Origin of the sequence: Sphingomonas sp. CROZ-RG-20F-R02-07, assembly GCF_022662335.1 — a bacterium.
GTDB lineage: Bacteria > Pseudomonadota > Alphaproteobacteria > Sphingomonadales > Sphingomonadaceae > Sphingomonas.
Window position 1 is genome coordinate 407130 of the sequence record NZ_JAKNQJ010000001.1, and the last position, 12225, is coordinate 419354.

At 67.6% G+C, this 12225-nt stretch carries 15 protein-coding genes and 2 tRNA genes; 8 read left to right on the forward strand and 9 right to left on the reverse strand.

From position 1 onward, the window contains the following. Positions 1-60: 60 nt before the first annotated feature. From L8H00_RS02000 to aroA, 5 genes are all read right to left on the reverse strand, one after another. Positions 61-144, reverse strand: a tRNA-Leu gene (locus L8H00_RS02000). A 65-nt stretch (positions 145-209) separates the two neighbouring features. After that, positions 210-488, reverse strand: coding sequence for an integration host factor subunit beta (locus tag L8H00_RS02005; RefSeq protein WP_242095546.1), 279 nt, complete (start codon positions 486-488; stop codon positions 210-212). A 137-nt stretch (positions 489-625) separates the two neighbouring features. After that, on the reverse strand, positions 626-2344 hold the full coding sequence (rpsA, locus tag L8H00_RS02010) for a 30S ribosomal protein S1 (protein WP_242095547.1): 1719 nt from the start codon (positions 2342-2344) through the stop codon (positions 626-628). A 306-nt stretch (positions 2345-2650) separates the two neighbouring features. Beyond that, a complete protein-coding gene (locus L8H00_RS02015) occupies positions 2651-3280 on the reverse strand; it encodes a d(CMP) kinase (protein WP_242095548.1) in 630 nt (209 codons plus the stop codon). After that, the gene (gene aroA / locus L8H00_RS02020) at positions 3274-4635 is read right to left on the reverse strand and encodes a 3-phosphoshikimate 1-carboxyvinyltransferase (protein WP_242095549.1); all 1362 of its coding nucleotides are present in this window, start codon (positions 4633-4635) and stop codon (positions 3274-3276) included. The genes L8H00_RS02015 and aroA overlap by 7 nt, the downstream gene beginning before the upstream one ends. Positions 4636-4739: 104 nt before the next feature. Here aroA and L8H00_RS02025 point away from each other — a divergent pair, with 104 nt between their 5' ends. After that, complete coding sequence (locus tag L8H00_RS02025) at positions 4740-5066, forward strand: TIGR02300 family protein (RefSeq protein ID WP_242095550.1); 327 nt, start codon at positions 4740-4742, stop codon at positions 5064-5066. A gap of 82 nt (positions 5067-5148) precedes the next feature. Then, a tRNA-Ala gene (locus L8H00_RS02030) sits at positions 5149-5224 on the forward strand. Positions 5225-5254: 30 nt separating this feature from the next. Here L8H00_RS02030 and L8H00_RS02035 read toward each other — a convergent pair. Beyond that, positions 5255-5719 carry a GreA/GreB family elongation factor gene (locus L8H00_RS02035; protein ID WP_242095551.1) on the reverse strand — a complete coding sequence of 155 codons (465 nt, stop codon included), beginning with the start codon at positions 5717-5719 and terminating at the stop codon, positions 5255-5257. 107 nt (positions 5720-5826) lie between these two features. Between L8H00_RS02035 and L8H00_RS02040 the strand changes: the two genes are divergently transcribed. Next, positions 5827-5994, forward strand: a complete 168-nt coding sequence (locus tag L8H00_RS02040; protein WP_242095552.1) for a hypothetical protein — start codon at positions 5827-5829, stop codon at positions 5992-5994. A gap of 63 nt (positions 5995-6057) precedes the next feature. Here L8H00_RS02040 and L8H00_RS02045 read toward each other — a convergent pair whose 3' ends face one another. After that, complete coding sequence (locus L8H00_RS02045; protein WP_242095553.1) at positions 6058-7353, reverse strand: MFS transporter; 1296 nt, start codon at positions 7351-7353, stop codon at positions 6058-6060. 115 nt (positions 7354-7468) lie between these two features. Here L8H00_RS02045 and pgsA point away from each other — a divergent pair, with 115 nt between their 5' ends. Genes pgsA through L8H00_RS02060 form a run of 3 tightly spaced genes read left to right on the forward strand, consistent with a single transcriptional unit; the run spans position 7469 to position 8720 of the window. Next, positions 7469-8020 (forward strand): CDP-diacylglycerol--glycerol-3-phosphate 3-phosphatidyltransferase, encoded by a 552-nt coding sequence (gene pgsA, locus L8H00_RS02050; RefSeq protein WP_242095554.1) that lies wholly within the window; start codon positions 7469-7471, stop codon positions 8018-8020. Positions 8021-8028: 8 nt separating this feature from the next. Continuing rightward, a complete protein-coding gene (gene moaD / locus L8H00_RS02055; protein ID WP_242095555.1) occupies positions 8029-8280 on the forward strand; it encodes a molybdopterin converting factor subunit 1 in 252 nt (83 codons plus the stop codon). Then, the gene (locus L8H00_RS02060; protein WP_242095556.1) at positions 8277-8720 is read left to right on the forward strand and encodes a molybdenum cofactor biosynthesis protein MoaE; all 444 of its coding nucleotides are present in this window, start codon (positions 8277-8279) and stop codon (positions 8718-8720) included. Before moaD ends, L8H00_RS02060 begins: the two co-directional genes overlap by 4 nt. Here the strand turns inward: L8H00_RS02060 and L8H00_RS02065 are convergent. Further along, the gene (locus L8H00_RS02065) at positions 8717-9319 is read right to left on the reverse strand and encodes a fasciclin domain-containing protein (RefSeq protein ID WP_242095557.1); all 603 of its coding nucleotides are present in this window, start codon (positions 9317-9319) and stop codon (positions 8717-8719) included. The genes L8H00_RS02060 and L8H00_RS02065 overlap by 4 nt on opposite strands. 145 nt (positions 9320-9464) lie before the next feature. Here L8H00_RS02065 and epsC point away from each other — a divergent pair, with 145 nt between their 5' ends. Both epsC and L8H00_RS02075 read left to right on the forward strand, forming a co-directional pair. Continuing rightward, positions 9465-10142, forward strand: coding sequence for a serine O-acetyltransferase EpsC (gene epsC, locus L8H00_RS02070; protein ID WP_242095558.1), 678 nt, complete (start codon positions 9465-9467; stop codon positions 10140-10142). Further along, a complete protein-coding gene (locus L8H00_RS02075; protein ID WP_242095559.1) occupies positions 10142-10480 on the forward strand; it encodes a DUF2794 domain-containing protein in 339 nt (112 codons plus the stop codon). Before epsC ends, L8H00_RS02075 begins: the two co-directional genes overlap by 1 nt. 32 nt (positions 10481-10512) lie before the next feature. Here L8H00_RS02075 and L8H00_RS02080 read toward each other — a convergent pair whose 3' ends face one another. Beyond that, positions 10513-12111 carry a hypothetical protein gene (locus tag L8H00_RS02080; RefSeq protein ID WP_242095560.1) on the reverse strand — a complete coding sequence of 533 codons (1599 nt, stop codon included), beginning with the start codon at positions 12109-12111 and terminating at the stop codon, positions 10513-10515. Positions 12112-12225 lie beyond the last annotated feature (114 nt).

The following is a 12225-nucleotide window of genomic DNA, read 5'->3' on the forward strand; positions in this document are numbered from 1 at the left end:
CGGGGCCAGAATCCGGCCGATGATCGCAGCTCGCGGTGACGAGCAGCCCGGCCGACAGGATGGTGCGGACGACGGGACTCGAACCCGTACTCCGAAGGAAACCGATTTTAAGTCGGCAGCGTCTACCGATTCCGCCACGTCCACGCATCACGGACAGGACAAGCCCACTGACAGGCGGGCGTCAAGCGCGCTCCGCCGGATGGACGGGATCAGACGTTCAGGCGGAGGCGCATTTCCTTGCCCGGCTTGAAATAGGGAACGCGCTTGGCGTCCACCGCCACCATTTCGCCCGTGCGTGGATTGCGGCCGGCGCGTGCATCGCGCTCGCGGGTGGAAAAGGCGCCGAAGCCGCGGAGTTCGACGCGGCCATTGGCGGCGAGGCGCTTGCAGATCTCGTCGAAGAAGGTGCCGACGATGGCATCGACATCACGCATGGCGAGCTCCGGATTGGTCTCTGCCAGTCTTTGCACAAGCTCCGAACGAATCACCTTTATCAATCCTTCCAGGCGTTACCGGCTGGATCTATTGATGGAGGTTAGGTGGGGAGGCAATGTCGTGGACGCATAGGAATAAAAAAAGGGGCCGGCACGCCTTGCGACATGCCAGCCCCCTGATTTGCGGCAGTTCAGCCCTTCGACTGTTCGCCGCGCGCCTTCAGGGCCTCGCCCAGGATGTTGCCCAGCGTCGCGCCCGAATCGGACGAACCATATTGCGCAACCGCCTGCTTCTCTTCGGAGATCTGCATCGCCTTGATCGAGAAGGTGGGCTTCTTCGAACGGTCGAAACCGGTCACCATCGCGTCGAACTTCTGGCCGACCTGGAAGCGCTCGGGGCGCTGCTCGTCGCGATCGCGGCCGAGATCGGTGCGCTTGATGAAGCCCGCCGCGCCATCGTCGCCTGCCTGGACCTCGAGGCCCGCATCGCGGACTTCGAGCACGGTGACGGTGACGATCGCGTTCTTGCCGAGACGATCGCCGGCAGCGGCGATCCCGCCGGCCGCCGGGCCGCCGCGCTCGAGCTGCTTCATGCCGAGCGAGATGCGCTCCTTCTCGGCGTCGATGTCGAGCACCACGGCCTGAACCGTCTCACCCTTGCGATGCAGGTTGAGCGCGTCCTCGCCCGAAACGCCCCACGCGATGTCGGACATGTGGACCATGCCGTCGACATCGTTGTCGAGCCCGATGAACAGGCCGAACTCGGTGGCGTTCTTGACTTCGCCCTCGACGGTCGAGCCGACGGGATGCGCGGTGGCGAAAGCCTCCCAGGGATTGGCCTGGGCCTGCTTCAGGCCGAGGCTGATGCGGCGCTTGTCCTGATCGACCTCGAGCACCATCACGTCGACCTCCTGCGAGGTGGAGACGATCTTGCCCGGATGGACGTTCTTCTTGGTCCAGCTCATCTCGCTGACATGGACGAGGCCCTCGATGCCCGGCTCGAGTTCGACGAACGCACCATATTCGGTGATGTTCGTGACGCGGCCCGAAAGCTTCGCGCCGACCGGGTACTTGACCGAGGCCGCATCCCAGGGATCGCTCTCCAGCTGCTTCATGCCGAGGCTGATGCGCTGCGTGTCCTTGTTGATGCGGATGATTTGCACCTTCACGGTGTCGCCGATGTTCAGCACTTCCGACGGATGGCCGACGCGCTTGTAGCTGAGATCGGTGACGTGGAGCAGGCCGTCGATGCCGCCCAGATCCACGAACGCACCGTAATCGGTGATGTTCTTGACCACGCCGTCGATGATCTGGCCCTCGGCCAGGCTCTGGATGAGGCCCGAACGCTGCTCGGCGCGCGTCTCTTCGAGGACGGCACGGCGGCTGACGACGATGTTGCCGCGCTTGCGGTCCATCTTCAGGATCTGGAAGGGCTGCGGGATGTCCATCAGCGGGGTCACGTCGCGGACCGGGCGGATGTCGACCTGCGAGCCGGGCAGGAACGCCACAGCGCCATTCAGGTCGACGGTGAAGCCGCCCTTGACGCGGCCGAAGATCACGCCTTCGACGCGGGTCGTCTTGGAGAATTCGGTTTCCAGCTTGTCCCATGCGGCTTCGCGGCGGGCGCGATCGCGGCTGAGCATCGCTTCGCCGTGCATGTTCTCGACGCGGTCGACATAGACCTCGACTTCGTCGCCGATCTTCAGCTCGGCCTTCTGGCCCGGCGCGGCGAACTCGCGCAGCGGCACGCGGCCTTCGCTCTTCAGGCCGACGTCGATGACGGCCATGTCGTTCTCGATGCCGGTCACGGTGCCGTGAACGACGCGTCCCTCGAAGCTGTCGGCGCCGCCGAACATGTCATCGAGCATCGCGGCGAAATCATCGCGGCTCGGCATTACCTGGGTTGCCATAAGTGCAAGCGTTCCTAGTGGTTTTCCGGCCAACCGGTTGTCTCCGGTGGTCTTGGCCTTCGCATTGCCGCAGCGACCGGATGCCGGCACGGCATCCGTCGGGACGGGTTCGCGGAGGATCTCGACGCATCATGCGAAAAGGGCGCGCGAGACGAGCTCCGCACCGACCTCCGCGAGCATCGGCTCGCCGGACGGGCGGGCCATAGCCGATGACGGGGGTTTCGGCAAGATGCCCGGGCGGCCGATACGTCGGCGAAGTTGAGCCACGGATCGGCGGTGCAGGCAGCCCGCGAGGCCCCCGCGCCGCTACGCTTTCGCGGCCGCCTGCGCGTCCACCAGCGCAATCGCCTTCAGCACGCTCATCTCGATCGACAGGAAGCTGGTATCGAGCAACGCCGCGTCCTTCGCCATCACCAGCGGCGCCGCCGAGCGGCTGCTGTCGCGCTCGTCGCGCGCGCGGATGTCGGCGAGCACGGTGTCGAAGCTCGTCTTGTCGCCGCGCGCCTGAAGCTCGGTGTGGCGGCGGCGCGCGCGGATCTGCGGCGTGGCCTTCACGAACAGCTTGGCGTCCGCATCGGGCGCGATCACCGTGCCGATGTCGCGCCCGTCGAGGATCGCGCCGCCCGCCTGGTTCGCGAACCGCTTCTGGCGCTGGAGCAGGGCGGCGCGGACCAGCGGGTGTGCGGACACGATGGAGGCGCGCTGCCCCACCGCGTCGTCGCGCAGCGCCGGATCGTCGAGCAACGAATCGTCGAAGCCGCAGGCCGCCACCGCATCCGCCTCGTTCGCCGGATCCAGCTCCATCCGCTCGACCATGCACGCGACCGCGCGGTAGAGCAGCCCGGTGTCGAGATGCGGCAGCCGGTAATGCCGCGCCAGCGCCTTGGCGATCGTGCCCTTGCCCGATGCGGCCGGCCCATCGACCGCGATCAGCATGCGGTGCCCTCCGCCGATGGCGCCAGCGCGTCGAGCGTGGCGAAGAAGGCGGGATAGCTCGTGGCGATCGGCGCGACATCGTCGATCCGGATCGGGCGGGTGGCGTGAAGCCCCGCGACCACCATGCTCATCGCGATCCGGTGATCGAGCCGGGTGGCGACGGCGCCGCCGCCTGCGATCGGCGTGCCGCCGGTGCCGGTGATCGTCATGCCGTCGTCATGCTCCTCGCAGGCCACGCCGCAGGCGCGCAGCGCCGCCGCCATCGTCGCGATCCGGTCCGATTCCTTGACGCGCAGCTCGTGCGCCCCGCGCGCCACCGTCCGGCCCTCCGCAAAGGCGGCGGCGACGAACAGCACGGGATATTCGTCGATCATGCTGGGCGCGAGATCGGGCGGCACGTCGATCGCGGAGAGTGCGGCGTGGCGCACGCGCAGGTCCGCGACCGGCTCGCCGCCGACGGTGCGCGGATCGATTTCGGTGATGTCCGCTCCCATCATCCGCAGCGCGGTGACGAGCCCGGCGCGCGTGGGATTGAGGCCGACGCCGATGAGCGTCACGTCCGATCCCGGCACGATCGAGGCGGCGACCATCCAGAAGCCGGCGGAGGAGGGGTCGCCGGGCACGACGATCGTCTGCGGCTTCAGTTCCGCCTCGCCGCGTATCGCGATCACGCGCCCGGCATCGGTCTGCTCGACGGTGACCTCGGCGCCAAAGCCGGCGAGCATCCGCTCGCTATGGTCGCGCGTCGGCACCGGCTCGATCACGCGGGTGAGGCCCGGCGTGTTCAGCCCGGCCAGCAGCACCGCGGACTTTACCTGCGCCGAGGCGACGGGCAGCGTATAGGTGATCGGCACTGCCGGCGTGATGCCGCGGACCATCAGCGGCAACCGGCCGCCCTTGCCGTCGGCGCCCGGCGAGGCGGTGATGTCCGCCCCCATCTGCGCCAGCGGATCGATCACGCGCCCCATCGGCCGGCCCGACAGCGAGGCATCGCCGGTGAAGGTGGCGGTGAGCGGGTGGCTGGCGACCAGACCCATCAGCAGCCGGGTGGAGGTGCCCGAATTGCCCATCTCCAGCGCTGCGTCCGGCTGGAGCAGCCCGCCGACGCCGACGCCGTCGACGCGCCAGGTGCCGTCCGCCTCGCGCTCGACGCCCACGCCCATCGCGCGCATCGCGGCGGCGGTGGCGAGCACGTCCTCGCCCTCCAGCAGCCCCGTAATGCGGCTGGTGCCGACCGCGAGCCCGGAAAACATCAGCGCTCGGTGGCTAATCGATTTATCGCCGGGCACCGGCGCGCGGCCGGCCAGGGGGCCGCGCGAGCGCGTTTCGAAGGGGGTGGGAAGGGGGTGTGGCATGGAGCGCCGCGTCTTTGACAGCCGGCTTGTGCTATGGCAAGGCGCGCCCCACTTTGCCGGGGCACCCCTGCGAACATCCTATATCCGAAAGGTTCTGCACGGCCATGATACAGCCGGAATGGGGCACGAAGCGTACGTGCCCGAAATGCGCGACGCGTTTCTACGATCTCACCAAGGACGATCCCGTCACCTGCATCAACTGCGGGAACACCTGGGAGCCAGAGCCGATCCTGAAGTCCAAGCAGCCGCTGCCGTTCGAGCAGGCCAAGCCCGACACGAAGAAGGCGGACGCCGATCTCGAGGGCGAGGACGAGGAGGACATCAATGCCATCACCGGCGAGGATGAAGAGCCTTCGGCCGACGACGAGGTCGATCTCGGCGGCGACGACGACCTGGGCGTGGAAGCGCCTACGAGCGACGACGAGCATTGATTTGAAAATTCCTTGGCAGGCGGCGATGAGCCGCTTGCCAAGGGCGCGGTCCACGGCTAGTGGGCTGCCTCCCGGAAGGTTGGGGGCCGTAGCTCAGCTGGGAGAGCGTTCGCATGGCATGCGAAAGGTCAGGGGTTCGATCCCCCTCGGCTCCACCATCCTTCCACCCGGCCCGATGACGGGCCTCCTTATATTTCCAGCGGCGTCACCGACAGCAGCGTGATCGCGTCGTCGCGGCCGGCAAAGGCCAGCGTCTCGCCGGGCTCCGCGCCGCTCAGTGCGCGGGCGAGCGGCGCGGAATAGGCGATCCGGTCGTGCTTCGGGTCGGCTTCGTCGTCGCCGACGATCGCGATCGTGCGCGGCTTGCCGTTCAGCAGGAAGGCGACGCGCGTGCCGAAGCCCGCATTGCCGTCCGCGGGCGGCGGCGTGAGCATCGCAGTGGCGTGGCGCGTCTGCCAGTAGGGCAGATCCCGCCGGAGCGCCTCGGCCGCTTCGCCCTGCGCACCGGCGATGCCCGCCGTAAGCGTCGCGATCCGCTCCGCGATCAGCGCCAGCCCCGCGTTGGTGACCAGATTGGGCCCTTGCGGCACCGGCAGTTCGAAGCGCGGTTCCTTGTGTTCCTCGTCGCTTTCGCGCCGGAATGCCACGCTCACGGATCTTATCCTTTCGTTAATCCTGTTGTGTCCCGCTGCCGGACGGCACGGGCTTAACCACCTTTGGGGCTGGTCGAAATCGTAAACGCGGCGTTAACATCCTTGCCATGACCAGACGCCTTGTCCTCACCAACGAATCCGCCCGCCATCCGTTTCGCGCGTCGCTGCCGCCGCCCGCTACGCGCAATGCGCTCCGCAACGACGATCACGACGTGAAGCTCTTCCTGCTGAGCTTCGCGGCGTTTTTCACCTGCTTCTACAGCTTCCTGTTCTGAGGCTGGGCGCTGGTTCGAACCGGCGCGCAAATCCGTTCGTGCCGCGCGGGGTGACGTCAGCCGCTAGTCGCAGGCGCGGTGCAGCTTCTGCGCCAGCCAGGCGGCGAACAGGCACATGGCGGCCACCAGGAACAGCATGTCGGCAGGCCCCACGCCCGCCCCCGAGATCAGCAGCACCGCGACCGAGCCGAGCGCCATGCATCCGGCGTTGACGACGTTGTTCGCCGCCACCGTCCGCGCGGTCTGGTCCTTTTCCACCGTGGTCGTCAGAAACGCGTAGAGCGGCACGACGAACATGCCGCCCGTGGTCGCGATCGCCAGCAGGCAGAGCAGGACGGGAATCGCGCCGGGCTGTTGGATGAACCCCGCCCAGTCGTAATAGGTGCCGGCGGGGGCCGGCGTCCAATGGCGCGCGAGCAGCGAGAACAGGCACACGAACACGCCCATCGCGATCACCGAGGCCGGCGAGAATTTGGCCGAGATCCGACCCTTCAGCATGGTGTTGATGACGACGGAGCCCACCGCCACGCCCACCGAGAACACCGCGATCACGAAACTTGCGACCTGCTCGTTTGCGGTCAGCACGTTCTTCACCAGTGGCGGGAAGACGATGATGAGCACCGCGCCGATCGTCCAGAAGAAGCTGATCGCCAGGATCGCGAGGAAGAGCCGGGGCACGTGCAGCGTCGCGCTGATGAGCCGCCACGATGCGGTGAAGGGGTTGAGTTCGAGCTTCAGGGGCGGCCCTTCGCGCGGGGCGGAGGGCACCGCGCGGCCGGCGAACCAGCCGAGCGCCGCCACCACCAGCACCGCCGCGGTCGCCTGTTCGACATGGCGCGACAGGAAGCCGGCGACGATCGTGCCCGTCAGGATCGCGAGATAGGTGCCCGCCTCGACCAGCCCCGTGCCGCCCAGCACGTCGCCCGCGGGCAGATGCTGCGGCAGGATGGCGTATTTGATCGGCCCGAAAAAGGTCGAATGGATGCCGAGCAGCAGCACCGCGGCCAGCATCAGCGCCAGCCCGATCCGGTCGTGCCCCGCATGCGCGAGCAACAGCCCGCCCGATCCGACGATCATGATCCCGATCTCGCAGGTCTTCACGATGCGGATGATCCGCGCCTTGTCGTGCGAATCGGCCAATTGCCCCGACAGGGCCGAGAGGAAGAAGAAGGGCAGGATCGACAGCCCCGTCGCCAGCGCGTTGAAATTGGCCTCGCCATGCGGATCGTTGAAGATCTCGTAGGTGGCGAACAGCACCATCGATTGCTTGAACAGGTTGTCGTTGAACGCGCCCAGGAACTGCGTGGCGAACAGCGGCAGGAAACGGCGCTCTTTCAGCAGGCCGAGCGCGTTGAGCATGGGAAGAAAGAGCCTCGATCGTGGCGAAATTGCGGTCCAATCATAGCCGAGCCCGATCCCCGCTGCCAATGCCAAAGCCGGTTCCGCTTTTCGGATGCCGGGTCTAGGGAGGGGAATGCTTTCGCTTCCCAACGTGTTGACGCTTTCGAGGATCGTCGCGCTGCCGCTGCTGGTAGCCCTGCTGTGGTGGCCGGCATGGGCGGCGGGCTACGGCGTCGCGTTCCTCCTCTACTGCGCGATGGGGATCACCGACTATTTCGACGGATATCTGGCGCGCGCGCAGGGCGCGGTGTCGCGGCTGGGCGTCTTTCTCGATCCGATCGCGGACAAGATCATGGTGGCGGCGGTCATCCTGATGCTGGTCGCCACGCGGCAGATCGCGGGCATCCATGTGATCGCCGGGCTGGTCATCCTGCTGCGCGAGATCGCGGTATCGGGTCTGCGCGAGTTCCTGGCGCAGGTGCAGGTGTCGGTGCCGGTGTCGCGGCTGGCCAAATGGAAGACGACGCTGCAGCTCGTGGCGCTGGGCGCGCTGATTCTCGGCGGCGCCGCGCCGCTGGAGACGTGGATCGCCGATGTCGGGCTGGCGGACTTGTGGGGTGCGGCGGTGCTGACGCTGGTGACGGGCTGGGACTATCTGCGCGTCGGCCTGCGGCACATGGACTGAGCGCGCCCATGCAGATGCTGTATTTCGCCTGGGTGCGCGAACGCGTCGGTACGGGCGCCGAGACCGTCGCGCCGCCGTCCGGCATCGCCACGCTCGCCGATCTGATCGACTGGCTCGCCACGCGCAGCGAGGGCCATGCCGCGGCCTTCGCCGATCGCGGGCGGTTGCGCGCGGCGATCGACCAGGAGTTCGTCGGGCTCGACACGCCGCTGGGGGACGCGCGCGAGGTGGCGATCTTTCCGCCGGTGACGGGCGGATGATCCGCATCCACGTGTCGCCCGCGGCGATCGACCTGGCCGCGGAGATGGCGGCGACGCAGGCGCCGGGCTGTGGCGCGGTCGCCACCTTCGCGGGCCATGTGCGCGCCGACGACGGCGTCTCGGTGCTGGAGCTCGAACATTATCCCGGCGCGACCGAGGCAGCGCTGGCGCGCGTGGCCGAGGGAGCGGTGGCGCGCTGGGCGCTGGGCGCGGCGACGATCGTCCACCGCGTCGGGCCGATGCATCCGGGCGACGCGATCGTGTTCGTGGCGGCGGCGGCGGCGCACCGGTCGGCGGCGCTCGAGGCTTGCGCCTATCTGATCGACCGGCTGAAGACCGATGCGCCGTTCTGGAAGCGCGAGACCCGGCCGGCGGGTGCCGGCTGGGTCGAGGCGCGCGCCGCGGACGATGCCGCCGCGGCGCGCTGGGACGGGCCCTAGTTGACGGTCGGCAGCACGACGCCGTTGACGACGTGCACCACGCCGTTGGCCTGTTTCACGTCGGCGGTTTCGACATAGCTCTTGTTGCCGTGCACGTCGGTCAGCGTGACGATGTTATTGACCAGCGTCACCGTGAGCGGCTCGCCCTCGACGGTGGTCAGCTTGGCAGTGCCGCCGCCCGCGGTCACCATCTGCTTCAACTGCGCCGACGTGATGGTGCCGGGCACGACGTGATAGGTCAGGACCTTGACCAGGGTCGGCTTGTTCTCGGGCTTCAGCAGATTGTCGACGGTGCCGGGCGCGAGATGGCCGAACGCGTCGTTGGTGGGCGCGAAGACCGTGAAGGGGCCGGGGCCCGACAGCGTCGGCACCAGCCCGGCGGCCTTCACCGCGGCGACGAGCGTGGTCAGGTTGGGCGCGGCGGATGCATTCTGCACCACCGTCTGCGTCGGCAGCATCGCCGCACCGCCGACGGTGGGATTGGCGGCGGTCGTTCCCGCGGCGGCGGAGGCCGCCTGCATGGGCGCGGGCGCGGTGGGGGTGGCCGCCTGGCCGGTGGCAAGCGCGGCCGCGAGCGCGATAAGGGATAGTTCGGTCATGGACACTCTCCGGTTGTTCCGGCGAAGATACGACCGGAGCGGGCCATGGGTTCCGAAATCCCGCCCCGGCAATCCTGTACCGAACGGTCTGGAAATTGCCGGCGGGCGTGCCTAGATGGCGGATGACCGTGAAGGGGACACGCGCATGTTCGGCCGATTGACCGCCTATCTCGACTCGATTCGCGCGCGTGATCCCGCCCCGCATTCGCGCGCGGAGATCCTCACCTATCCCGGCGTCTGGGCGCTCGGCTGGCACCGCATCGCGCACCGCCTGTATCGCCGCCGCCTGTTCTTTCTCGCACGGCTGGTCAACCACTGGTCGCGGATGACGACCGCGATCGACATCCATCCGGGCGCGACGATCGGCCGCCGTTTCTTCATCGACCACGGCTTCGTGGTGATCGGGGAGACCGCGCATATCGGCGACGACGTGACGATCTACCAATGCGTGACGTTGGGCGGCACCAGCCCCGACAATGGCGTGGCGGGCAAGCGCCACCCGACGCTGAGCGACGGTGCGATCATCGGATCGGGCGCGCAGGTGCTGGGGCCGATCACCATCGGCCCGCGCGCGCGCGTGGGCGCCAATGCCGTGGTCACGCGCGACGTGCCGGCCGGCACCACGGTGGTGGGCATCCCGGCGCGCGCGACCACCATCGAAGGCGGCGCGGCGCCCGCCCCCCGCTTCATGCCCTATGGCACGCCGTGCAGCGAGAGCTTCGATCCCGCCACGCAGCGAGTCGAACTGCTCCGCTGCGAGCTGGAAACCATGCGCAAGCGGCTCGACGCGCTGCTCGCCGAGGATGTCCGCGACCGCGCCTGATGGGGATCGTCACGCCATTCCCCAACGTTCGCCCCACGCAGGTGGGGTTCGAGCGGCTGGAGCTCATGCGCATCCTCGATCTCTATGGCCGGATGGTCGCGGCGGGCCATTGGCGCGACTATGCGATGGATCTCGGCCGCGACGCCGCGGTGTTCGCCGCGTTCCGCCGTACCGCCGAGCGCCCTGAATTCCGGATCGAGAAGCGCCCGGCGCTGCGCGCGCGTCAGGGCCAATGGGCGCTTATCAGCGAACAGGGCGTGGTGCTGAAGCGCGGCCACGAACTCGGGCCCGTTCTGGCGCCGATCGAGCGGCGGCTGATGAAGGTGGTAAGCGACTGAGGGGCTGGCGCCTCAGTTGAAGCGATGTTCGATCAGATACGTCCAGGTGGCGTTGTCGTAAGGGATAGGCGCGTACATCGTGTCGTACCGACCCTCCCACGGCGGCGCGTCGGCATAATGGAGGAACGGCCGCTGCGCCGGGCCGGGCATGGCGTAGTGGGGCCAGGTGGCCGGCTGGCACAGCGCCGTGCCCAACTGACCCGCACGATGTCGATCGCGCGCACCAGCGCGCCGCTGTCCAGATCCTCGAGATCGTCGATATAGTCGGGCCGCGCCTGCTCCATCAGATCGTTCCAGCCATCGCCGCGGATGAAGGTGAGATGCGCGGCGAAGACGGTCGACCAGATGTCGACCGCGGGGTTGGCCAGCACCAGACCGATGCGCTGGGCGACATCATGCCCGAGATGTTCGGAGTGGATGACGTCGAACAGCGCACCCTTGAACCACAATCCGGTCAGGTCCTTCATCGCGCTGTGGTATTCCAGCCAGGGCCGGTCGATGTCGCCGAGATTAAGCCTCATTTCGGCGAGCTGATCGGCGTTCTCCGGGTTCATCGCCACGGTGGAGTTCTCGAACCAGGCGTAAAGCTGGATCTTGAGCTGGCCGGGTTCGCTCAAGGCCCCGAGCGCACCCGTCAGCATCTTGGCGGTCATCACGTATACCATGGCCAGCTTGGTCAGATCGTCCACCGACCAGGTGGCGAGGTTCGCGTCCGTCCAGACGGTGCCACCCAGATGCGGCCAGATGGCGCGGGCATAGCCGTCGAACACATCCCAGATCACCGATCGCCAGAACCACGTCTCGATATTCTTGCGAAGCTGCGTGTCGGTCAGATCGGGCGGGAAGGGGTGGCCTTGGGTCAGGCACGCCTGGATCCCCGCCATCCGGTCGATCGATCGCCGGTATTTTTGATGACAATAGAGGAAATAGCCCGGCAGCGTCATCGGCATGTTCAACTGCGACGAATAGCCGGTGCGCCAGTCCTTCTCGCTGCGCGACAGGACGATCCGCTGGACGTAATCGTCCCAGCTATCGCGGTTGGTATAATGCCGCATCCGCGCCGCGGCGATGTTGATGCCGTCGTCGATATTCTCCTGGTTGAGCTGGCCGCCCACCGTCAGCCACGGCGTGATGGTGGCGGCAAAAGCGGGCATCCCGGGGATCGCGAGCGACGTGCGGCAGAGATCGGCGAGCCGCGGCAGCACCTCCGCGAGCCACTGGCTGAGCAGGACGGCGTAGATCGCGCCGAACTGCGCATCCTGCGGCGGCGGATTGGGCACGACCGACTGAGTCATGATCGCGACGCAATTTTCGCGAAAGCGGTGCGCATCGGCGACGTGCGCGAAGAACAGCGGCGGGGTCACGAGCTCCAGAACGCCGCCCGAATCCGATTCCAGCTTCCAGCCCGTCAGTTGCAGCCTCTCGCGATCGGTCATGACGGGAAGCGCGAAATCGATGTGGAGCACCTCGACATGCGTGAAGGTGAACACCGAACTGTCATGCGAGCAGAATTCGAGTTCCAGCCCATAGCTGTTGTTGGCCAGCGCTTCGCCGCCCTGTTCGATCACGATCCGGCGACCGCCATCGAACGCGTAGGTGGTGGTGTTCGGCTGGCCTTGCAGGATGTACACGCAGCGTTCCTTGCCGTTCGGCCGCCACGCACGGGGGTGTGCGGCCATGAGCGTTGCGCGCAGGATAGCGTGGTAGGGGCCGGGCAGAAGGACGGATCCGTCCCTTATGGATGC

Excerpts from the sequence above, each read along its gene's own strand:
- rpsA (WP_242095547.1), bottom strand. The coding sequence starts at position 2,344 with ATGGCAACCCAGGTAATGCCGAGCCGCGATGATTTCGCCGCGATGCTC.
- L8H00_RS02015 (WP_242095548.1), bottom strand. The coding sequence starts at position 3,280 with ATGCTGATCGCGGTCGATGGGCCGGCCGCATCGGGCAAGGGCACGATC.
- aroA (WP_242095549.1), bottom strand. The coding sequence starts at position 4,635 with ATGCCACACCCCCTTCCCACCCCCTTCGAAACGCGCTCGCGCGGCCCC.
- L8H00_RS02025 (WP_242095550.1), top strand. The coding sequence starts at position 4,740 with ATGATACAGCCGGAATGGGGCACGAAGCGTACGTGCCCGAAATGCGCG.
- L8H00_RS02040 (WP_242095552.1), top strand. The coding sequence starts at position 5,827 with ATGACCAGACGCCTTGTCCTCACCAACGAATCCGCCCGCCATCCGTTT.
- L8H00_RS02045 (WP_242095553.1), bottom strand. The coding sequence starts at position 7,353 with ATGCTCAACGCGCTCGGCCTGCTGAAAGAGCGCCGTTTCCTGCCGCTG.
- pgsA (WP_242095554.1), top strand. The coding sequence starts at position 7,469 with ATGCTTTCGCTTCCCAACGTGTTGACGCTTTCGAGGATCGTCGCGCTG.
- moaD (WP_242095555.1), top strand. The coding sequence starts at position 8,029 with ATGCAGATGCTGTATTTCGCCTGGGTGCGCGAACGCGTCGGTACGGGC.
- L8H00_RS02060 (WP_242095556.1), top strand. The coding sequence starts at position 8,277 with ATGATCCGCATCCACGTGTCGCCCGCGGCGATCGACCTGGCCGCGGAG.
- L8H00_RS02065 (WP_242095557.1), bottom strand. The coding sequence starts at position 9,319 with ATGACCGAACTATCCCTTATCGCGCTCGCGGCCGCGCTTGCCACCGGC.
- epsC (WP_242095558.1), top strand. The coding sequence starts at position 9,465 with ATGTTCGGCCGATTGACCGCCTATCTCGACTCGATTCGCGCGCGTGAT.
- L8H00_RS02075 (WP_242095559.1), top strand. The coding sequence starts at position 10,142 with ATGGGGATCGTCACGCCATTCCCCAACGTTCGCCCCACGCAGGTGGGG.